The sequence below is a fragment of the Alphaproteobacteria bacterium SS10 genome, assembly GCA_019192455.1.
GTDB lineage: Bacteria > Pseudomonadota > Alphaproteobacteria > TMED2 > TMED2 > TMED2.
Genome location: JAHCML010000003.1, coordinates 1,516,510 through 1,538,168, shown reverse-complemented (window position 1 = coordinate 1,538,168; position 21,659 = coordinate 1,516,510). Strand labels below are relative to the sequence as shown.

The window sequence follows — 21,659 nt, the reverse complement described above, 5'->3', positions numbered from 1 at the left end:
TGGTGCTGCCGGAGAGAATTGAACTCTCGGCCTCTCCCTTACCAAGGGAGTGCTCTACCCCTGAGCTACGGCAGCGTACCCGTGATCAACGCGGGTGCAACATCACCAGCGGATCGAGCGCGGAACATACAGAGGGCGCCCCCGGGACGCAAGCCGGATATTGGCCACCGGGCGTTGGTTTTTTCGGTTTTGGCACTGTTATCCCGAGAATGCCGCGAAACGGCCATGGCAATGGCTTGATTCTGCCCGCCCCGCTGGGCCATAGAACTGGGTTCATATTGCACCGCGAATAGCTGGTTTCAGTGTTCCCCGGTGTGATCAGCAGGAGTAACGGCAATGGGTGATGAAGGGCAGGGCGATCGCGCCGCCCGGCGGGCAGCTGCGCTGCGTGCCAATCTTCGCCGCCGTAAGAGCTGGCAACGGGATCAGTCCAAGCCAGCAAAAGATGAGATCGCCGCTGAACCGGATAAAGGGGCAGCAGATGGAAGCGATCAAGATTGACGCGTTAGAAGGTAAGACAGGCATGGGCATTCTTCCCGATCATTGGATCCGCAAGGCCGCGACCGAGAAGGGTATGATTGAACCCTTCGTTGAGAAGCAGAAGCGTGAGGGCAACATCTCTTACGGGCTGTCCTCCTATGGCTATGACGCCCGGTTAGCGCCGGAGTTCAAGGTCTTCACCAATGTCGATAATGCGCTGATTGACCCCAAGGATTTCTCAGAAACCGGGTTTGTGACCCGCACCGGTGATCACTGCATCATCCCGCCGAACAGCTTCGCGTTGGCATCTACGGTTGAGTACTTCCGCATCCCCCGCGATGTGCTGGTGATCTGCCTTGGCAAAAGCACCTATGCCCGCTGTGGCCTGATTGTGAATGTGACCCCGCTGGAACCTGGTTGGGAAGGTCACGTCACCCTTGAGATTTCGAACACCACCCCGCTGCCAGCGAAAGTTTATGCCAATGAGGGCATCTGCCAGTTCCTGTTCCTGCGTGGTGAGGGGGAGCCTGAAGTCTCCTACGCTGATCGGGCAGGCAAATATATGGGCCAGAAGGGCGTAACCCTGCCGCGCCTGTAAGCGGCGTTGGGCGATAGGAGAACCGACGGTGGATCAGATCAGGATTGAGGGCGGACGGCCGCTCAACGGAACCATCAAGATCAGCGGTGCCAAGAATGCGGCGCTGCCGCTGATGGCGGCTACCCTGCTATCGGATAAGCCGCTGGCCCTGACCAATGTGCCTGATCTCGCCGATATCCGGACATGCGCCGATCTGCTTGCCCATCTAGGCGTGAAGGTTGATCGTCCAGGTGACAGCCAAATCACCCTGACCTCAAACGGGCCTAAGGACCTTGAGGCGCCCTATGATCTGGTTCGTAAGATGCGTGCCAGTATCCTTGTGCTCGGCCCCATGGTGGCCCGCTATGGCGCGGCCCGGGTGTCGCTGCCCGGTGGCTGTGCCATTGGCAATCGGCCCGTCGATTTGCACCTAAGCGGTCTTGAGAAACTGGGCGCCGAGATTGAACTCGCCGGCGGCTATGTTGAGGCGAAGGCACCAAATGGCCTGATCGGCAGTGATGTCGTGTTCCCGAAAGTCTCGGTCGGTGCCACGGAGAACCTCATGATGGCGGCCGCCCTGGCCAAGGGTCAATCCCGCCTGATCAATGCTGCGCGCGAGCCGGAGATCACCGATCTTGCCGAGTGCCTCAATGCCATGGGCGCGAATATCAGCGGTGCTGGTACCGACATCATCACGATTGAGGGTGTTGAGAGCCTGGGTGCTGCCACCCATCCCGTCATCGCTGACCGGGTTGAGACCGGCACCTATGCCATGGCAGCAGCCATCACCGGCGGTGACCTGACGCTTGAGGGCGGTGATGCCAAGCATCTGGGGGCCGTTATCGCAACCATGGCCAAGGCTGAAATTGCCGTGGAAGAGGTTGAGGGCGGCCTTCGGGTTCACCGGCAAAACGGCCGTATCCTTGGTGTGGACGTGATGACCGAACCATTCCCCGGCTTCCCCACCGATATGCAGGCGCAGCTAATGGCCCTGATGACCCGGTGTGAGGGGGCGGCCATGCTGACCGAAACCATCTTTGAGAACCGGTTTATGCATGTGCCGGAGCTTGCACGGATGGGGGCCAATATCACGGTCCATGGCGCCTCTGCCTTGATCCGTGGTGTGCCGAAATTGATTGGCGCGCCTGTAATGGCCACCGATCTTCGCGCCTCGGTCTCTCTGGTGCTGGCTGGTTTGGCCGCTGAGGGTGAGACCACGATCAATCGTGTCTACCACCTCGACCGGGGGTATGAGCAGTTGGAAGCCAAGCTCGCGCAATGCGGTGCCGTCATCGAACGGGTGCAAGAAGCGGCCTAGGGTTTGCCGCCTGCCATCCGATGGCGATAGGCTAATCCTCATGAAGTTTGGCGCCCTCAAATCCGTTGGTCACAACATTGCTGACTCGCTGGCAAGCGGGTGCTGTCTGCTGATCGGTGACTATTTCCAGAATGTCTTCGGTGAGGCATCGAAGAGCCCCGATAGCTTTATCGAGATCGATTTCCTAACCGGCGACATTACCGGTGGGAGGGCATCGCCTAAGCTTACCGCCGCAGCGAGGGAGCTGGCAGGCGTGGTCCCTGACCAATGCAGTAAGCAAGGCGTTGAGATTGAAGCCGTCGAAACACTCACTGCCAGGTTTCTGAGTGATGCCAAGGGCCGCCGCTTTATCGTGACGGTCGAAGACAAAGATGGCCGCCGGTCGGTGGATGAGTATCTGGGTACGCCCGGAAAACGAGTGCGAGAGCTCGACGCCCACGGGCGTATTCGGCGTAGGTCGGGCCATAAAGGTGACGAGTCTACATGAGTACGTCCAACGCTAAGGTGTTGAAAAAATGAAGTTTCAACCCAGCTTAAAGCGATGTTTGGGCGATCCCTGTTGACCGGAAACGCTGAGGGCGTTTAATGGCCACCATGACCAAGAAGCAAACCAGTGACGAGCTAGCGCCTCGCGCTTTGCGCCTACGTGCGGTTGATGAGGAGGATCTCTTCATCGTCTCGGCGATGGCGCAGGATGCCATCGTGCCGGTGCGTGACATTGGTTATGACGAAGAGATGCTTCGCTTTGCCATGGTGGTTAACCGCTTCATGTGGGAGCGGTGTGACGCCAGCGTTTTGGAAGGCGAGCCGGATGACGCAAGTGAGGCAGCAGACGATGCCGCATCTGATGAAGCCACTAAGTCCTCCGATGATTGTTTCTATCGCACCCTAACCGCGATCCGGTTTGAGCAGGTGAGCCGGGTTGAGCAGCGCGGGATTGATCCCGGCGATGGTTGGAAGATGTTGGACCTGCTAACCATTGAATGGGTGGATGAGCATACCGTGCTGATCCATTTCGCCGGGGATGCCAGCATTCGCCTGACGATGGTTAAGACCGAATGCCATTTTGAAGATCTGGGGGAGGCATGGCCGACCCAATGCCGGCCAACCCACAATCTGGATGGCAGCCGCACGGTTGAGTGCGCGGATGAGGCCGAGGCCGTGGCCCGCACAGGTGAACCAGCCAAGGTCGAGTAGGGCAGTTTAGCCAAACACTCGATCTAGGATTTGCGCCAGACCCATGGCCGCTACCCGGCTGGATGGCTTGTAAAATCAGCGCCAGCGGGTCAAAACTCCCAAACACCGAACAGAGTAAGATAACAAGGCGCCAAACCAAGTGGCCGCATCCTCTTCAGACACGCTGACCATCGCCGTCCCAAAGGGCCGCATCCTTAAGGAATTGCAGCCCTTGCTATCACGGGCTGGGATTGAGCCAGAGCCCGCCTTCTTTGACAAAGAGGCGCGGCAGCTTCGCTTTGCCACCAACCAGCCGCATGTTGAGCTGGTGCGGGTGCGCAGCTTCGATGTTGCGACCTTCGTGGCGTTTGGCGCTGCCCAGATCGGGGTCGCCGGTCGGGATGTGCTGCTTGAGTTTGATTTCCCCGAGCTGCTCTCACCGGTTGATCTGCGCATTGGTGCCTGCCGCCTCTCGGTTGCTGCGCCGAAGGATTTGTTGGATCGCGAAGACCCGAAGAGCTGGAGCCATGTTCGCGTGGCGACCAAGTATCCCAACATCACGGCTAAGCACTTTGCCCGGAAAGGTATCCAGGCTGAGTGCATTAAGCTGAATGGCGCGATGGAGTTGGCACCGACCCTCGGCCTCTGCCGCCGTATTGTAGATCTGGTTTCTACCGGCAGTACCCTTAAGGCCAATGGCCTCGTCGAACTGGATGTGATCACCCAGATCACCTCTCGATTGATCGTCAATCGCACCGCATTGAAGACGCGACCCGAGGTTTTGGCCCCGCTGATCCAGCGCTTTGAGGAGGTGCGTGATGCCGCATAGGCTGGCCCTCAGCGATCCAGACTTTGATGCTCGCTTTAAGGCACTACTCGGTGCACGGCAGGGTAGTGATAGCGATGCCGCCAATGCCGCACGGGACATCATCGCCCAGGTTCGGGCCGATGGTGATGCGGCGCTGATTGCGCTGACCAATCGCTTTGACCGCCTATCTCTAGCGGCGCCCGATGACCTGCGTCTGTCACCCGAGCGTCTCAAAGCTGCGGCGGCTGACTGTCCGGTTGATGTGACCGATGCTCTGCGTTTTGCCGCGGACCGCATTCGTAGTTTCCATGAGCACCAACGGCCCAACAATCTGTTGTTGGATCAGGATCATGGGATGCAGCTGGGTTATCGGTTTACGCCGATGGATGCGGTTGGTTTGTATGTGCCTGGCGGCACGGCCGCCTATCCAAGTTCGCTGCTGATGAATGCCATCCCGGCACAAGTTGCGGGTGTTAAGCGGCTAGTTGTGACAGTGCCGACCCCAGATGACGCATTATCACCGGCGCTGGCCTCGGCGCTGCTATTGCTAGGCATTGATGAGATCTACCGTGTTGGTGGCGCCCAGGCGGTTGCGGCCGTCAGCTATGGTACAGAGACCATTGCGCCAGTTGATCTGGTTGTTGGCCCCGGCAATGCCTATGTCGCGGCGGCAAAGCGTGAGGTTTATGGGCAAGTCGGTATCGACAGCCTGGCGGGACCATCTGAGATCCTGGTTATCGCTGATGATAGTGCAAACCCGGATTGGATTGCCGCTGACCTGCTGTCCCAGGCTGAGCATGATGAGGCAGCACAATCCATCCTGATCACCGATGATGCGGCCTTTGCCGATCAGGTTGCCGAGGCAGTGGATCGGCAGCTTGCAGCCCTGCCACGTCAGGAGATTGCCGCGGCCAGCTGGTCAACCCATGGTGCTATTATCACGGTGCCCGCATTGGCCGATGCAATCCCGCTGGCCAACCAGGTTGCCGCCGAACACGTTGAGATCATAAGCCGGGATGAGCAGGCGCTGGTGGACGGCATCCGACATGCCGGGGCGATCTTTATTGGCGCCTATAGCAGTGAACCGATTGGCGATTATGTCGCCGGCACCAATCATGTGCTACCAACCGCAGGCAGTGCACGTTTTGCCTCCGGCCTTGGTGTGATGAACTTCATGAAGCGGACCAGTTTGATCCGGTGCACCGAGGGTGCATTCCCTGACCTCGCGGGCCCAACCATCGCGTTGGCCGAGGCTGAAGGGCTGGGCGCCCATGCTGAGGCTATTCGTCAACGCCTGCCAAAGGCGGCGGAGTAGGGGCCATGGGCGAGAGCACGGATACCTATCGCATCACTTCCGTTGATCTTGATGAGCGCACCGTCGTCCGGCGCAGCGCTGAGATTGAGCATGAGCGGGCAGTCGCGATCTTTGACCTGTTGGAAGAGAACGCCTTCAAGCCCAAGAACTTGCCAGCCGGGCCTTATGCCATCGCCCTGGCTGTTGAGGAGCAGCGGCTGAACATTAAGGTTCAGAATGCCGACAAGTCGGAAGAGCTGGGCGTGGTCGTCCTGCAGCTTCGGCCATTCCGGCGGATCATCCGCGACTATTTTTTAATTTGTGAGAGCTACTATAGCGCGATCAAGGATTCCTCCCTGGCACAGATTGAGGCGATCGATATGGGCCGCCGCGGCCTTCATAATGAAGGTGCCGACCTCCTAACCGAAACGCTGTCCACTGATGTCGAGCTCGACAATCCAACGGCGCGACGTCTCTTCACCCTCCTTTGTGTTCTGCATATTCGTGGGTGATCTATGACAGCGATGAGTGAGCAGAAGACAGATCAGGACGGTGAGGGGACACCAATGATCCCCGACGCTGGGGCTGCTGTCTTATTCTCCTGCACGTTGAATTCGGTCCGCTCCCCAATCGCTGAAGCGTTGATGAAGCATCTGACGGGCACGCAATACTACGTTGATAGTGCGGGTCTGCGCCGCGCCGTTGGCACGGAGGATAAGCCCCGTGCCCACCCAATGGCGGTCCAGATCGTTGAAGAGCTAAGCCTCGACCTCTCCCGCCATAAGGCGAAGACCTTTGATGATCTGCGCGGCGAAAGCTTCGATCTGATTATCACTTTGAGCAAGGAAGCGTTTGAGCGTGCGCAGGAGATAAGCCGCCTGAACGCTTGTGAGGTAGAGTACTGGCCCGTGGATGATCCGCTGCTGGCCGAGGGCAATCAAACCAGCCGACTCGCTGCATTTCGGGCCCTGCGGGACGATCTAGAAGCCCGAATCAAAGCCAGGTTTGCACTAACGGCAACCGGCTAAGTACGGAAATCGTTGCCTAGTCGCTGGTTTTCTGCGTTTCCAAGGCAACATTTGGCCCCGTTGCCACCGCGAACCGCTCTCACTTTCCTCAGTTTTGCGAAGTTCCGGTGTTTTTTGGTATGTTACTTGCCATATTAGCAGGTGATCCGGTTGGACTTTGTCTAACCGAGTTTATTTTGTTGGGTGCCAAACAGATTTTTTGGGGGCGTACATGCCTACTATTCCAGGCGGCGTTGTTAATGTCAGCGGCGATGGCCTTTCCGGCCAAGACGAAGCGTTCATCAGTGATTTTCTGAATCAGAACTCCGTAACTGACGATACGACCACATTCACCACAGTTACATCCGACACCACGATCACAGGAACTGGTGGCGAGACCTACACCTTGCTGTCGAGTGGCGCGGACAATGCGACGGGCTCCAGCGATTCCGATTTCGTGGTCGGCAACTCTGGTAACAACCAGATCATTGGCGGTGCTGGTAACGAGACGGCATTTGGCGGTGATGGTGGCGACACCCTTGATGGTGGTGACGACAATGACGTTCTCTACGGCGGTGGCGGCGATGACTCAAATGTCGGCGGCAACGGCGATGATGAGCTTTACGGAAACGCCGGTGCTGATACGCTGAATGGTGGCGCAGGTAATGACGCGCTCTTCGGTGGTCAGGGTAATGACGTGATCACCGGTGGTGATGGCGACACCTTATTTGGTAACGCTGGCAGCGATATGGTTCAGGGTGATGGCTCTGAACAGCGCGCCTATGGCAACCAAGACTCCGATACGATTGATGCTGGCGGCGGTGACGATGTGGCCTTCGGCGGTAAGGGCAATGACATCGTTGATGGTGGCGCTGGTAATGACGAGATCCACGGCAATGCTGGTAATGACACGCTGACCGGCGGTGCTGGCTCTGATAACTTCGTGTATCTGCGTTCGACCGATGGTCAGGACACCATCCTCGACTTCACGATTGGGACGGATGTCATCCAGATTTCACAGGCACTGCGGCCGGATGGCGTTACCCAGCCATCCCAGCTGACGGTGACCGAGGTTGGTGGCGACGCGGTTATCCAGCTGGCTGGTGACGCCTCAATTACCCTCACCGGTATTACTGAGGCAGATGCCGTTGCTCAGCTTGAGAATATTGTTCAGTTCATCACCCTGTAATCTCGATTATCGAGGGTGAGTTGAGTTTGCGCCGCTGGGCTTAACAGTCCGGCGGCGCTTGCTGTTTGAGGCTTTAGGTTGTACGGCCTGACCTCATTGAGCTTATGACCCGTTAGTAGCCAGCAACCATGACCGGCCTTCAGATATTGAGTAAGCGCTCCCAGGCTTTTTGCATTGGCCGGCAACATGCGCTTATCACCTATAAGCAACCTAAGACCGATAGTGATGCGGTTCTTGGCCCAATGGTTGTCCGGTTGGGTGAAGATGCGAGGGCGGCTGTCTGGTCATTAGGGCACGCCAATGGCATCGAACTGGCGCTGATAACAACGAATGCGCTGAATCTCCGCGATCATCCGGATATCTCGCTCAGCCTGGCCGGCAATCTCGACATGAAGGTTAGTAGCTGGGCCGGTCGAGATGATTTCCTGGAGGTTATCTCCGATCTACAGATTGACCCGACAAGGCTAGCGAATGCGATTATTGAAGGGCGATGTGATTGGGCTGGCCCCGATGTAACAGAGTTAGTCTCGGTCACTGGCCTCGGTATCGTTGCGCAGATTTGTCAGGTGATGATGAAGCGCGGCGCAAAGGGGATGGCCGCTAAATTTCTTCCCTTCGCACTTCGACAGGCGAAGCCACTTTGGCCACCGGTCAACAATATTGGCGGCGCCTTAGAGAATGCGGTCATCAGCCCGGATGGCAAACATCTGGTCACCGCCGGTTGGTTGACCCACCCAACCCACGATGATGTGCGGCTATTGCTTGGATTCACAGGGATGGATCCCTTGAAGTGCAAGCAGATCGAACGGTTCCCACGTCGAGAGGTTGGTTCGTTTCTGCGGGCAAATTGGGGCGGCACGGATGCCGACAACAAAGACGCCCCTGATCATCCTTTCAAAGGGGTTTCAAAGGCACCTGGGGACCTATCAGAATGTCATGGCGTGTTGGCCACTCTAAGCGCGGCGCATCCCTTGCCGATCGGCGGGCAAGCCTCCTGGGCGGTTTCTCAAACTGGGGAGCAGGCGCCCGGTATGCAAACCATGCTTTTCGGCTCTCCTTCTCCTACGAAAGCAAGCGCCAACCGCTTGGCGGTCGCTCGTATGATCCCGACCTATGGCTTGTCCGATGAGATCATGGAGCGGGCAATTCACCCAATCATGTCTGCTTGGCATGCCAAGTGTTTAAGCGAGACCCGCACCGAGGTGGTTCGGGAGTACGGGAAGGGGCCTGCATCGCCTGCAGTCAGCGTTGTGATCCCAATCTATCGGGATATGCGATACCTGCGTCAGCTATTGCTGGCGATTGCTCGATCATCGAAGGATGTGGAGTTCATTATTGTTCAGGACGAGCCAGATGATGGCCCGCACCTGCACGATGAGCTATTGGCCCTCCAACGAATGGCAGGGCTATCGACAAGGTTGGTTGTTCAGAACACCAATGGTGGTTTCTCCACCGCCGTTAACGCTGGCGCGGCAATCGCAAAGGCCCCGATTCTGGCGATTTTGAACTCTGACCTGCTCCCTGCCGACCGGCGTTCACTTCCCAGCCTGATCGGGGCGTTGGTGGAGCAGGAGGATATTGGGGTCGTTGGTGCGCGCCTGCTATTCCCTGATGGCGGGCTTCAGCATGCCGGGATGACGTTCCGAATGGGAATGTTGGCGCGCTATTATAATGCCCATTACTTCAAGGGCTTACCGGACGGTTTTGCGAATTCAACTCAGAGTCGTGCCATGCCTGCGGTCACTGGCGCCTGCTGGGCTGTGCGTCGAGATCTCTGGGAAGAGATGGGCGGTTTGTGCACCGATTACATTATCGGCAACTTTGAAGACTCTGATTTTTGTCTGCGTCTACATCAGCGCGGCTACAAAAGTTGGTATTGCGCGGAAAGCCGGTGGTATCATTTTGAAAACCAATCGATTGCCAGGGCAGATAGCCAAGCCAAGACCGGTACCAATGAGTACAACCGCTGGCTTCAACATCACCGTTGGCGGTCCGTTATCGATGATTTAGTCGCTGATCCGGCATTCTCAGATAACGCGGTGGCTTAGTGTGACCGGCAATACTGCTCGGTTTTTTGTCAGCCTTGAAGCCATGGGGCAGAGAGCGTGAGCGACGCCAATAATCAATCCGGTGAGAACCGCGCCGAGGTCAGCCTTTTGAATGAGCTGACCCACCGCTCAATGCCTGGGCTGGTCATCTCATTCTTTGCGAGCTTCTTTGTTGCGCTGTGCATGTTGGGCCTACCGCTCTACATGTTCCAGACCTTTGACCGCGTGATTGGCAGCGGCAATCAGAATACCCTATGGGCGCTGACGGCCCTGACGATTGGGTTCATGATCGTCTACGGTCTGGTCGATTTTGGTCGCCGTAAGATCCACCTGATTTTGAGCAATTGGGCCTATGAACGGCTCAATTTGGACAGCCTTCAGGCAATGGTTTCCGCCAACCTAAAGGGCGGGTCATCAGCAAATCAGATTGTCACCGATATCGGCCAAATCAGACGCTTCATCGCTGGGCAGCACCTGGTCGCTTTGTTTGAAGCTGTTTGGTCGATCTTGTTCATCGCGGTTGCGTTCTGGATGCACCCAATTTTTGGTCTGGTCCTGTTAAGCGGCATCATCGGCCTAATTATTCTGGCTGTGGTCAATCAGATGATGTCCTCACGGGCGGTGGCGGACAGTCGTGATGCCTCGACCCGTTCTAATCTTCAGCTGAATATGGCCCTCCGTAATGCGGAGCTTATTCAGGGCCTTGGCATTCTAAATGTCATTGGTGAGCGTTGGCGTCGAACCGAAGCCCACAACATGAAGGTGGGCGAGAAGGGCGTTAACCGGGCCAATATCATTATGGCCATGTCGCGCAGCTTCCGCCTCATCATTCAGGTGGCGGCGATTTGCGCCGCAGCTTTCCTGATCCTGGCTGGTGAAGTCTCGCCAGCGGTCTTTATTGCCATCCTCTTGATCATGTCCCGGGCGCTGGCACCTTATGAGCAGTTGATTGACGGTTGGTCACAATGGGTCGCTGCTGGCCGGGCCTATAACCGGCTTTCTGATGTGCTGGGTGAGAAGCAGCTTCATCAGCCAACCATGTCTTACCCTCGGCCATCTGGTCTGATTGAGGTTGAGCGCCTGGTCTATATCCCGCCGGGGCGGGACAGCGCTGTTCTGCGGGGCATTAGCTTTGCCGTGCAACCTGGTCAGGCCTTGGGGATTTTGGGGCCATCAGCCGCCGGAAAATCAACGCTGCTTAGGCTTATCATGGGTATCCTTAAACCCAATGTGGGGGCCGTCCGATTTGACGGGCAGGATGTGACCCAATGGGCGCGTGACGATTTGGGCCCCTATCTTGGCTATGTGCCCCAGGAAACCGCGCTGTTTGATGGCACCATTCGTGAGAACATTGCCCGGATGACGGATGCCGATCCACTTAAGGTGATCGAGGCAGCGAAGCGTGCAGATGTTCATGAGATTATTGGCCGTTTGCCAGCGGGTTATGACACACCGATTAACAGTGCTTCCGCCGTTCTAACCGGTGGCCAGAAGCAGCGGATTGCCTTGGCCCGTGCCCTTTTTGGTCGGCCGAGTATCCTGCTGCTTGATGAGCCGGATGCCAATTTGGATCGTGAGGGTGAAGCCGCTCTTCAACGAACGATCCGGAAGGTTAAACAAGAGGGCACAACGGTGGTTTGCGTTTCTCACCGTCGCTCTGTTTTGGATCAGATGGACGCGTTGCTGCTGTTGGAGGAGGGCTCCATCCGACGGTTCGGTGCGCGCTCCGAGGTCTTACCACTGATTGAGCAACGCGGTGCGAAAGGCCCAACAGCACAGCCAATGCGGGCGTTACCGGGTGGCGGTGCCCAGGGCAATCAGCCCGGTGGTGGAACCAAAGCGGCAGGGGCATAGGATAGTCATATGACCAAGCTTGGATATCTAAGTGGGCCAACCATTGAGGTTGAAGAAGAAGCGCCAGCACCGCAGCAGTCGAAGCCAGGTCTTGGCGGGGTGTTCTTTTATCTGACCCTGGTGATTGCCATCAGTTTCGGCGGGTTCATGACCTGGGGTTTTGCGGCGCGGCTTGATAGTGCGGCCTATGCAACTGGCGTCATCGCCGTCGAGAGTAAGCGCAAGACGATCCAGCACCTGGAAGGTGGGATCATTCGGGAGATCGCCGTCCGTGAAGGGCAGCTGGTTAAGGGGGGGGATGTCCTAATCGTTCTCGATGATACCCAAACCCGGGTGAATTTGGATGTGATTGAGGGGCAGCTCTATGTGATGCAGGCCCGCCGGGCGCGTCTGATCGCAGAGCTGGAAGATGCAGAGCTGATCAACTTCCCAGAGACCCTGCTCAGTGCCCGCGGTGATCCAGATGTGGAAGAGGCGCTGATCAATCAAACCGATTTATTCACCGCCAGACGCGATGCCTACCGCACGCAGATTTCGCTGCTGAACAGCAAGGTTGTTGAACTTGAAGAGCAGATTGGTGCCTTCCGGGCGCAATCGAGCGCGGCGGTTGAACAGCTGCGATTGATTGGTGAGGAGATCGAGGCCGTCTCAGTCCTGCTTGAGAAGGGACTTGAAACCAAGCCGCGTTTGCTAGCGTTGCAGCGGGCGGCCTCCCAGCTTCGGGGGCAGCGTGGTGAGCTTGAGGGGCGGATCGCCCAATCACGCGAGAGTATCGGCGCTACCCAGCTTGAGATCATTGATCTGGAGAACCAACGCCGCACGGATATCGTGAATGATTTGGACGGGGTCCAAACCAGTATTGCAGACCTAACCGATCGCGCGACCGCTGCACGGGATGTGTTGAGCCGTGGCGTAATCCTGGCGCCTGAGGATGGGATTGTTACCGATCTTCAAGTGACCACAACCGGCGGTGTCGTCACCCCGGGGCAGGAGCTATTGGATCTAGTGCCACGGGAAGATCGCCTGGTGATTGATGCAAGGCTAAACCCTGATCGGATCAACTCGGTTCATCCGGGCCTTCAAGCCCAGGTGCAGCTGCCATCGTTTAGCCGTCGTCGTGTCCCGCTTCTGCCGGCACAGGTGACCCATGTTTCTGCCGATCAACTGCAGGACCCACAGGGTAATCCCTATTTCGCAGTGAAGGTTGAGCTGACCGAGGATTTTCACGCCGCCTTGCCCGAGTTTGTTGAACTGGTACCTGGTATGCCAGCCAATGTCCTAATCGCTTTAGGAGAACGGCAAGCGATTGATTATATTCTCTCACCAATCATGGATGCAGCGTCACTCGCCATGCGCGAGCAATAGGCTGGGAACTTAATAGATGAGCAGCACAATCGAGCCCAACATGACGCTTGAACCCGATCAGCTACTGGTTCGTGGCCATATCGACGCCATTGAAGGTGGTCGTGTCTATGGTTGGGCCTGGGATCCAAGTGACCCAGAGACCCAGCAATCTGTTGCGATCTATCACGGTAGTGACCGTCTGGGCGTTGTGATGGCCAACCGGTATCGTGAAGACCTACTGAAACTTGAGGTGGGCGAGGGGCACCATGCCTTTGTCTTCGATTTGCCAGCCTCGCTGAGGCAACGACCAGCCTCTGAGTTCAGCGTCTATTTTGAAGGTTCAGGCATGGCCCTAGAGCGTGGGCCGCGCGTCTTTACCATCCAACCTGATGGCTCGGTCGATAACGATGAACAGGCGGATGCAGGCATGGCCGAAGATTTGGCCGACCCCGGTGAGGTCGCGCATAAGCTGACCGATCAGGTCCGGGCCATCAGCTTCCGCCTCGATAAGGTCGATGAGAACTACACCAAGCTGGCCCGTGTGCTCAGCGGTATCGACCAGCGCCTGCTTGAGAAGGCCGATGGTATTGGCCAGCAGTTGGGTAAGCAGCTCGCTGACCACACCAAAGCATCGGATGCCAAAGAGGCGAAGAAGCCAGCCCCGAGTGCTGCAGAGCTTAAGAAAATTCAGCGCTACCTGAAGGTTTGTTGGCGCGATATCAAGGGTTTACGCAAGGATTTGGAGGCGGTTGAGCTGTTTGCCGTGCGCTTTGATGAGCGCCTTCAAGGTGCCGCCGATGCCGAGAATTTAGAGGCGGTTGCCAAGAAGGTTGCACAAGCGCGTGGTCTTGCCGTGGTCGCCGTTGCGTTAGCCGCTCTGGCTGGGCTGTTTGGTGCGTTCAACCTGTTCTTTGGCTAGTCGCTGACCCGGTCAGGTTTGCGAACAGAGCTAAGTGCTCTTCGGCTATTTCTTGGATGCCGCGTACTGGCCCGATCCCTTTTCGAAGTTTGTTCAGCAGGCCGCCCTCTGTGGCCAATTGCTCAATGCGGTTGGCCAAAGCCATCGGATCACTTGCGGTGAAGTGAAGCCCATTGATGCCGTCTTGTATCCGCTCAGCCATGCCGCCAAGGTCGCTACAGATCACCGGCTTATCCTGGGCGAAGGCCTCTTCCAGAACTAGCGGGGCGTTTTCCCACCATTGTGAGGGCATGATGACGGCATCAATGCCGCTAAGCAGGTGGGGTAGGTTGTCTGGCTTGTAAGACCCATGGGCGGTCACGGTGCTGCCTGCATCGGTAATCGCACTGTCTAGCTGTGCTTTGAAATCCGTGCTTTGCAGGGCAGGTGATCCATACAGGTGGATATGAAAGTCAGTAAAGCCCCGTTGCTTCAGGATGCTAGCCGCTTCGAGCGCCACCAGGGTTCCCTTCATCGGGCTCTGATTGCCGAGCACGGCAAGGTTAAGTGGGCTGCTCGGATCCGGCGACCGCTTGTTAGCCTTTGCGTGATCACCAGGATCCACTGTGCTTAAGCCATTGCGCACAACGACGATCTGATCGGGATGAACTCCGTGATCGACAAAGCGCTGCTTCAAAAACTCACTGGGGGCGATCAGCTGATCGACCTCTTCAAGCACTGCGTTGGTCGCCAAGGCGCGCCGACGGAACGCCCAGGTTGTGATGTTCGGAAAGCAGCTGTTGCAGGCGGTTGGCTCACTCTCATAGCAGAGAGTAGGGCGGGTTGAGAGCCGCTTCTGCGGCGCGCTATTCGCTGTCCTTTTAACCATCAAACCGTCATGAGCGCACAGCAGATAGAAGTCGTGGAGCGTCAGTACGATCTTCGCCTGCGGTGCTGCATGCCGAACCACATCGATAGCCTCGGTGCCTAGCAGCAAGATGTGATGGAAATGAACGACATCCGGGCGCCAAGCAGAGACCAGCTCTCGCAGAGCCTGATGGCTGTGCAGCATGTCTAGCTGACTCATAGTGAGTGGCTCGAAATGCTGGCCCCAGATCAGGGCCACATCATCGCGATGTCTATGGGCCATCGCGCTTGTGCCCGGATGCGGGGATTTGTGCAGCTCATCCACGGCGGCGGCAAAAAAGGCATCCACGCCGGCACGCTCCCGATAATGCTGATGTAGCGCCCACGCCAGAATCTCTGTGCCGCCAGCATGAAAGTCCGGGTGGTTATGGGCGAGGGTCAGGATACGCAAAGTGTCGCCTGCAAATTGATCAACAGTGGTGTTGATGATGAGCGGATGGCCTTAGCAACCCTTGTAAGCCCAATGCAATCAATATAGCCAATGGGTTAGCACCGGTTGAGTTCATTTAAGCCGTCACTGGACACTATGCTAGATCGCTTCAATCCCGAGAGGCAAAGCCCCTTATCCGATACGGCTATTGCACGCCGAGATGCCGCACTGTCCAAGGCACGTGCGGCGGTCGACACACCGCACCCTCCAGATGAACTCATGTTTGTTGGTGGTGGCGATTTCAAAGCTGTGGGGCAAGAGGTTCTTGGGCGTATTGCGGCGCATACCGGCCTTCTGCCCAATCACACAGTGCTGGATGTGGGGGCTGGATCCGGCCGATTGGCGGTTCCAATGTCCAGTTACCTCTCAAAAAATGGCCGATATATCGGCCTTGAGCCGGTGAAAAAGGCAGTTGATTGGTGTGCCCAGGCAATCGGGGCGGTGCATCCCAATTTCAAATTTAAGCATGTGCCTTGGCATCATCCTGACTACAACCCCGTCGGCAGACTAGATCCTAGTAAGGCGCGGTGGCCGGTTGAGAGTGGTAGTGTAGACCGAATTGCCAGTGTCTCCGTGTTTACGCATTTGAGCGTTTCGGCAATTCGACAATACGCCCTCGAAAGCTGTCGCTGCCTGAAACCGGGCGGTGTTCTGTTCGGCACCTTCTTTCTCATCGATGAATGGTCATTGAAGTCGGCGATGAAGGAACCGTTGGCGCTCAAATTTAAGCGTGATGGGCGGTTAAACGCCTGGGTCATTGATCCCGATAAAAAGTTGGCGGCTATCGGCTTTAGGCCGGAACAAATTGAAGAAGTCTTCAAAACGGCAGGCCTAGTTGATTTTGGTGGGATCACCAGGGGGCACTGGTCAGGTGTGGCAAGCTTGCAAGGTGATGCGCCCTACCAGGACATCTGGTGTTGGCAAAAGCCGCAGTAATGCTGGTCTGCAGCGATTGCATTGAAACCTATTTGCGTGTCGATAATCAGGCGGATATGGTGGCGGTTCGCGCCCAGAACGGGATTGGTGAACCATTTTAAACAATGGTTTCTATTTCGCGCTTGGCACTTTCATGAACTGATCACAACCTAAGAATGAACGCGTGATCCAGTTGGATTGGTTGTCCCAGAGAATTTGGGGCGTTGGTTCAGGTAGATGCGCTTTCATAGGTGAGTGTTTAAATGGCTACACGGAAAATTATCACGGTCACATCCGCAGCTGATTACGGTCAGTGGTGGGTGAAAGTGAAACCGGAAGTCGTAGCGGAAGTGGCGAAGGACATGCAGTTCTCCCCCACCAGCCGCCAGGACTACAAAACGGTTTACGTGTCTGAGGATGATTTCCCGGAGTTTAAAGAGCGGGCTCGGTCCGCCGGTATCGTGGTGAAGGTCGATCCTAATATCGAATTTCACGATGGCTGGTCCCCGATCCGTGAGTACGGAATGGTTGATACCAACATTGATAAGAGTCTCGAAGTTGGTGACGTGATAACGCTAGCCGATGGTCGGCAGGCAACCATTGAACGGTTCGTAGAAGTGGNAGAGGAAGATGCCTAATTTTATTATCGCAAGAACGGCTGATGATGAGCAGGTGCGGGTGCCCGCAACTGACGTAACTTCATTCGCTACTGGTGTTCAGCGTGATCGTCGCTTGGATAACACCGCTGACGTTCGCGCTAAGGTCGAACCACCTCGCGGCATGAAAATGTAATTAGGCTTTCCGCCAAGCGGTATTGCTTGGATTTGGAAGCTTTACCGGCACACGTTTTGCGCGTGTGTATTCAGGAGCGCTCACCTCTTTGGTTGAGCGCTTTTTGAGTCCGCTGGCGATGCTTTCTCAATTGGTGTTTGCTGATGTCACCAGATTCAGCCTCGTTCGCTGAATGTTTAGGTAATCAGGCAACGATTTTAGTCGCATAGCCCAAAAACTCCCGATAACTAGGGGGCGGTCATTGGCATCAGCTTCTCGATGGTGCTAGTGTCGAAATTCAGCTCGTCAGACCGTTTGATCCTCATAAGGTGACCTATGGCTTTCTTTGGCCTAGCCATCACATCCAGATATATGTCGATTGGCCAAGCGCTCTTGCGCTCGGACAGCGCCGCCGGTCGTGCCGGTGGTGGCCGCAAGGGGCGCTCTTCCTGGAATGATGAGCAGATCAAGAAGCTCCGTCGGATGTGGCTTAGCGGATCTACCGATGCTGAATTGATCCAAGAGTTTGGCCGATCCGCTAATGCGATCGCGATTAAGGCGCACCGGCTGGGTCTACCACCCCGTGCAGAGGCGGTGGCCACCAACGCGGTTGATGAATTGCCACCAGAGGCACCACGTCGTTCAGATGCAGTCGATTACCCTGGTGAGGATTTCGGTGATGAGCCGAAACCGAAGAAGCCGAAATCAGTTGGTAAGGTTCGTAACTGCCTAATGTGCGGTGTTGAGTTCTGGTCCAGCCACGCAGGTGAGCGGATCTGCTCAAGCTGTAAGTCCACTGAGTTTTGGCGCAATGGCGCTTATGCCTTCGGGCATTCCGGCGGTGGTGGCGACGACTGGTAATCGCCTTTGATGGCCGTTACACGCTCCTAAAAATCCTCAAAACACGAATAGATGCGACGTTTTGCGAAGCGTTTGGCGCTGGCCCCTGCATGGCCGCCATGCCACGTTTTTGGCTGAATGAGAGCGAAAATGTCTAATCTTTGCCGACAAATCGGTGTGGATTGGCTATAGTCCAAACACTTAATTGGGCGTAGTCGCTGGATCACGAATCGTATTGGCCAGTTTTGGGGATGGTCGGATTCGGTAGCGAGTCGGGATTTTAGCGCAAGCGCACAGGTTGGGGATCGTTTATGTCACGCCGCCATGACGCCATTCAGACAGTGATGATGCGTCACGAGTTCTACCGGGACCGTTTCCGGTGGATGCTCTATGCCATGCTGGCACAGTCGGTGGCGCTGGTTATCGCTGGATATACAATATATTACCTGGCAAACGACCGTCCCTCTCCAGAGTATTTTGCGACCACGCAAGATGGCCGTCTGATCAAGATGGTACCGCGTAGCGAGCCGATGTTGACCCAGTCAGCGATCCTGACCTGGGCCGGTAAGGCGGCAACTGACTCGTTTACTTTTGACTTCGTTAACTTCCGTGAGCAGCTTCAAGAAGCAGCAAACGCATTCACGCCCGATGGGTGGCGGTCTTTCCTTAAAGCGTTGGAAGACTCCCGAAACCTTGAGGCGGTGCGTGAGCGTAAGCTGATTGTAAATGCCGCGTTGCAAGGTGCACCGGTAATCCTCACCGAGGGGGTCGTTAACGGCGTTTATTCATGGCGGATCGAAATGCCCATTGTGGTGGCCTACCGTTCGGCTACCGACGTCCAGCGACAGAACCTGCTGGTCAATATGACGGTGTCACGTGTTCCAACCCTGGAGTTTCCAGAGGGGGTTGGCATCACACAGTTTGTGGCGCGTCCAAACTAACTCAACTGACTGGTGCCTTTGCGCTTAGCGTTGCTCTGATGCCGATGAGCTGGGCTCAGGCGCAGCCGGCATTGCCATCTGGTGCCCCGCAACTGCCGGGGAGTGTGCCGTTACCATCTAGTGCGCCACAATTGCCACCCGGCTTAGGGGTGCCTGGCGGTCCAAACACAGCCCAACAGCCAATTGCGCAACCGAGCGCACCAGCGCCGGCAGCTAATTTGCCGGTTGCGGCCCCTCAGGGGGCGCCCGTCCCAGGTGCGGTGCAGACCGGTGGTTTGCCACCATTGGCAGGTAATCCAGCCCTCGCACCAGGTCAGGCGCCAGCACAGCCGTCTACACCAGTTCAATTTGGTGCGCCGGGCGCTAGTAGTCAGCTTCCGGCAGGGGTACCGCCTCGCGTCTTGTTACCAGGTGGTCAACAGCCAAACCCTGATACGCCAGTTCGTATCGACCCGAGGGCCGTTGGTGCTCCGATCGGTTTGGAGCAGGCAGCAACGGCAACCGGTTTCGCGCAGCCGCCCGGGCCAGATGTGGATTTCAGCAAGCTGGCGGTGACGCCTGATGGTCGGATTGTGCCGATTGATCAGATCCCTCCGGCTGATGAACTGGCCTTTGAACAGGTCATCAACAACCTGCTGCCCCTTAAGCCAGATCAGATCCGTGAGTTGCGGCGGCAAATCGATATCACTGACCGTGCAGCTGCTGACCCCGTTCGCCCTGAGCAACCAAGTGTAAGCTCGCTTGATATCTCACTAGCACCGGGCGGGCAGCCACCACAGATCAGGACCGCTGCTGGTCGTGTGACCGCGTTATCCTTCTATGATGTGACTGGTGCACCTTATCCGGTGTCATCGGTTGTAGTTGGTAACCCAGACCTGTTTCAGGTTGGGGCGCCGATCCCAGAGGGTAACCTAGTCACGATTACGCCACTCGCGCCCTATGCTGAGGGCAATATGGTTATCACCCTGGCTAATCAGCCGGTGCCGATCCTGGTTAAGCTGATTGCCGGTACTGAGGTTGTTGATTACCGCCTTGATATGCGGGTGGCGGCGCGGGGGCCACTAGCGTCAGCCCCGATCCAATTTGTTGATGCTTCACCCCAGGTTGGTGGCCCGGTGATCTCTGGTTTCCTTGATGGTTTACCACCTGAGGGGGCTGAGCCAGTGGCTCTTGATCAGCCTGGATTGAGTGCTTGGCGGTTTAATGGTGCGTTGTATCTCCGCACCCAACTGACCCTGTTATCACCCGCTTGGACCAATAGCGCTGCCGGTGCGAGCGGCCTCAGGGTATATGTTGTGCCTGATGTACCAGTAATTTTGGCTTCCGATGACGGTCGATTGGTATCGGTTCGAGTGGTTGACCAAGAAAGCTGATATAGTTGACGTCAAACGGGCGTTACGGAGGGCGCAAGCAAGGCGCTGCAACAGAGTATGATGGTCTTAGGGCCCTATTTTTGGGTTTTGTCGGGCCATCCCAACTTGGCAGGATTTGAGCTGTGGCTGAGAAAAGTAAGTTAGCAGCAGGCTTGGCAGCCCAGGCCCGTGACCCAAAGACCCGTTTTCTGGGCATTTTCGCGATTGGTGTCGCCATCGTTGGATTGTCGGTTTCCTATGTCGCAATCAGCGATCAAGAAACCGTGCGCACCGGCGCCAGGGTAACGTCCACACCACAAGTCCAGTCGATCCCAGGTGAGCTTGGGTCACCTTTCTACGAGACGATACTATCCGACTTTAACGAGCGGGAAGCCCAGCGTGCCCTAGAGCGCGGCACGGCATTCGTGCCGGTACTGCAGGGGCAGCTTCAGATTGATACCGATCTGACCCTGCCACTACCGCCGGCGCCAGTTCCTAAGATCGTTGAGTCTGCACCAGAAGATCCGGATGCACCGGTGCTGCCACGGCGCACCAACTTAGCCGCGCCTATCGCGCCGCCATTGCGCCCAATTCCTGTTGTTGAGGTACCGCCGCCGCCGCCGCCGGATGCAATCCCGCAGCCACTTTGGATCCAGGCTGATCAAGGCTTGGCCAACCGTATGCAATCCCAGATTGGTGGGTTGATTGGTGGCTGGCAGCCGCAAGAGAGCGATGCAGTCGTGTTCTTTGTGCCGTCTTCACCGGCACAAGGGCAGACAACGGCACTTCCGGCATCGCCACAAGTGGGCAGCACGGTTGGCGCCCCGGCGTCACAACAAATGGCGCCCCAGCAAGTTGAACGCCTCGTCCACCCCGGCGATATCCTGTTCGCACGGATGGTGACGCGGGCAGTGTCCACCAAGCCTGGCCCGGTCCTAGCCGAGCTGGTGGGGGGCGAGCTAAATGGTCGACGCCTTATTGGTAGCTTCACCCAGCGTGATGACGTTTTAATCCTTAACTTCTCTACGTTGGTTTTCGAGGACGGTTCGACCACCAGCATCAGTGCTGTGGCCGTTGATCCGGCTGATGGAACAACGGGGCTTGCGACCAGCGTTGATCGCTTCTTCTTTGAACGCTTTGTCGTTGCCGGTGCCGCTGCCTTTATCGAAGAGTTCGCAGGTGCCGCATCTGAACCCGAATCAAGCATCATTATCTCAGTTGGCACCGGTGGTACGACCACGCAAGAAAGCGCTGAAGAGCGTTCCTTCGAGGAGTCAGTGCTCGCCGGTATTAGTGACGCCGCTGAGGTCGTAACTGACGAAATTGATGATCAAGCCGACGATTTCCGTACGCCAGAGGTGGTTATCGCCCAGGGTACGCTGTTTGGTCTGATGTTTACCCAGGAGCTTCTGGGTGAGCCAAATCGGTAACCACAATGCTTAGGTTTTGCTGAAGCCTTGAAAAAAGACTGGCGGGTACCGCGTTCCATC

The 21,659-nt window shown here is 56.7% G+C and carries 20 protein-coding genes and 1 tRNA gene; 19 read left to right on the top strand and 2 right to left on the bottom strand.

What is annotated here, in order from left to right; all coding sequences use genetic code 11:
- Positions 1-75 (bottom strand) — tRNA-Thr (locus KI792_07470).
- A gap of 261 nt (positions 76-336) precedes the next feature.
- Here KI792_07470 and KI792_07465 point away from each other — a divergent pair.
- The 14 genes from KI792_07465 (at position 337) to KI792_07400 (ending at position 14,014) form a co-directional block, all read left to right on the top strand.
- Positions 337-501: a hypothetical protein gene (locus tag KI792_07465; protein MBV6632855.1), complete on the top strand. Its 165-nt coding sequence runs from the start codon at positions 337-339 to the stop codon at positions 499-501.
- A gap of 22 nt (positions 502-523) precedes the next feature.
- Positions 524-1,078 (top strand): dCTP deaminase, encoded by a 555-nt coding sequence (locus tag KI792_07460; GenBank protein MBV6632854.1) that lies wholly within the window; start codon positions 524-526, stop codon positions 1,076-1,078.
- 28 nt (positions 1,079-1,106) lie between these two features.
- Positions 1,107-2,375 carry a UDP-N-acetylglucosamine 1-carboxyvinyltransferase gene (gene murA, locus KI792_07455; protein MBV6632853.1) on the top strand — a complete coding sequence of 423 codons (1,269 nt, stop codon included), beginning with the start codon at positions 1,107-1,109 and terminating at the stop codon, positions 2,373-2,375.
- A gap of 40 nt (positions 2,376-2,415) precedes the next feature.
- Entirely contained in the window at positions 2,416-2,862 is a 447-nt protein-coding gene (locus KI792_07450; protein ID MBV6632852.1) for a hypothetical protein, read from the top strand.
- A gap of 98 nt (positions 2,863-2,960) precedes the next feature.
- A complete protein-coding gene (locus KI792_07445) occupies positions 2,961-3,572 on the top strand; it encodes a DUF2948 family protein (GenBank protein ID MBV6632851.1) in 612 nt (203 codons plus the stop codon).
- Positions 3,573-3,711: 139 nt separating this feature from the next.
- Positions 3,712-4,380 carry an ATP phosphoribosyltransferase gene (locus KI792_07440; protein MBV6632850.1) on the top strand — a complete coding sequence of 223 codons (669 nt, stop codon included), beginning with the start codon at positions 3,712-3,714 and terminating at the stop codon, positions 4,378-4,380.
- Complete coding sequence (hisD, locus tag KI792_07435) at positions 4,370-5,674, top strand: histidinol dehydrogenase (GenBank protein MBV6632849.1); 1,305 nt, start codon at positions 4,370-4,372, stop codon at positions 5,672-5,674. Before KI792_07440 ends, hisD begins: the two co-directional genes overlap by 11 nt.
- A gap of 5 nt (positions 5,675-5,679) precedes the next feature.
- Entirely contained in the window at positions 5,680-6,165 is a 486-nt protein-coding gene (locus KI792_07430) for a UPF0262 family protein (GenBank protein ID MBV6632848.1), read from the top strand.
- A gap of 54 nt (positions 6,166-6,219) precedes the next feature.
- On the top strand, positions 6,220-6,681 hold the full coding sequence (locus KI792_07425; protein ID MBV6632847.1) for an arsenate reductase ArsC: 462 nt from the start codon (positions 6,220-6,222) through the stop codon (positions 6,679-6,681).
- Positions 6,682-6,892: 211 nt separating this feature from the next.
- Complete coding sequence (locus KI792_07420) at positions 6,893-7,849, top strand: calcium-binding protein (GenBank protein ID MBV6632846.1); 957 nt, start codon at positions 6,893-6,895, stop codon at positions 7,847-7,849.
- A 128-nt stretch (positions 7,850-7,977) separates the two neighbouring features.
- Positions 7,978-9,897 (top strand): glycosyltransferase family 2 protein, encoded by a 1,920-nt coding sequence (locus KI792_07415; protein MBV6632845.1) that lies wholly within the window; start codon positions 7,978-7,980, stop codon positions 9,895-9,897.
- A 57-nt stretch (positions 9,898-9,954) separates the two neighbouring features.
- Positions 9,955-11,751, top strand: coding sequence for a type I secretion system permease/ATPase (locus KI792_07410; protein ID MBV6632844.1), 1,797 nt, complete (start codon positions 9,955-9,957; stop codon positions 11,749-11,751).
- 9 nt (positions 11,752-11,760) lie between these two features.
- Positions 11,761-13,116 carry an HlyD family type I secretion periplasmic adaptor subunit gene (locus KI792_07405; protein ID MBV6632843.1) on the top strand — a complete coding sequence of 452 codons (1,356 nt, stop codon included), beginning with the start codon at positions 11,761-11,763 and terminating at the stop codon, positions 13,114-13,116.
- Between the two features lie 16 nt (positions 13,117-13,132).
- Positions 13,133-14,014 carry a hypothetical protein gene (locus KI792_07400; GenBank protein MBV6632842.1) on the top strand — a complete coding sequence of 294 codons (882 nt, stop codon included), beginning with the start codon at positions 13,133-13,135 and terminating at the stop codon, positions 14,012-14,014.
- Here KI792_07400 and KI792_07395 read toward each other — a convergent pair.
- On the bottom strand, positions 13,995-15,311 hold the full coding sequence (locus tag KI792_07395; GenBank protein ID MBV6632841.1) for a glycosyltransferase family 4 protein: 1,317 nt from the start codon (positions 15,309-15,311) through the stop codon (positions 13,995-13,997). The genes KI792_07400 and KI792_07395 overlap by 20 nt on opposite strands.
- 105 nt (positions 15,312-15,416) lie before the next feature.
- Between KI792_07395 and KI792_07390 the strand changes: the two genes are divergently transcribed.
- The 5 genes from KI792_07390 to KI792_07370 all read left to right on the top strand — a co-directional run bounded on the left by KI792_07390 (position 15,417) and on the right by KI792_07370 (position 21,599).
- Positions 15,417-16,286 carry a class I SAM-dependent methyltransferase gene (locus KI792_07390; protein MBV6632840.1) on the top strand — a complete coding sequence of 290 codons (870 nt, stop codon included), beginning with the start codon at positions 15,417-15,419 and terminating at the stop codon, positions 16,284-16,286.
- A gap of 1,122 nt (positions 16,287-17,408) precedes the next feature.
- A complete protein-coding gene (locus KI792_07385; GenBank protein MBV6632839.1) occupies positions 17,409-17,897 on the top strand; it encodes a hypothetical protein in 489 nt (162 codons plus the stop codon).
- Between the two features lie 290 nt (positions 17,898-18,187).
- Complete coding sequence (locus KI792_07380) at positions 18,188-18,817, top strand: type IVB secretion system apparatus protein IcmL/DotI (protein ID MBV6632838.1); 630 nt, start codon at positions 18,188-18,190, stop codon at positions 18,815-18,817.
- A 479-nt stretch (positions 18,818-19,296) separates the two neighbouring features.
- Positions 19,297-20,190 carry a hypothetical protein gene (locus KI792_07375; GenBank protein ID MBV6632837.1) on the top strand — a complete coding sequence of 298 codons (894 nt, stop codon included), beginning with the start codon at positions 19,297-19,299 and terminating at the stop codon, positions 20,188-20,190.
- Positions 20,191-20,312: 122 nt separating this feature from the next.
- Positions 20,313-21,599, top strand: a complete 1,287-nt coding sequence (locus tag KI792_07370; GenBank protein ID MBV6632836.1) for a DotG/IcmE/VirB10 family protein — start codon at positions 20,313-20,315, stop codon at positions 21,597-21,599.
- The last annotated feature ends 60 nt before the right edge of the window (positions 21,600-21,659 follow it).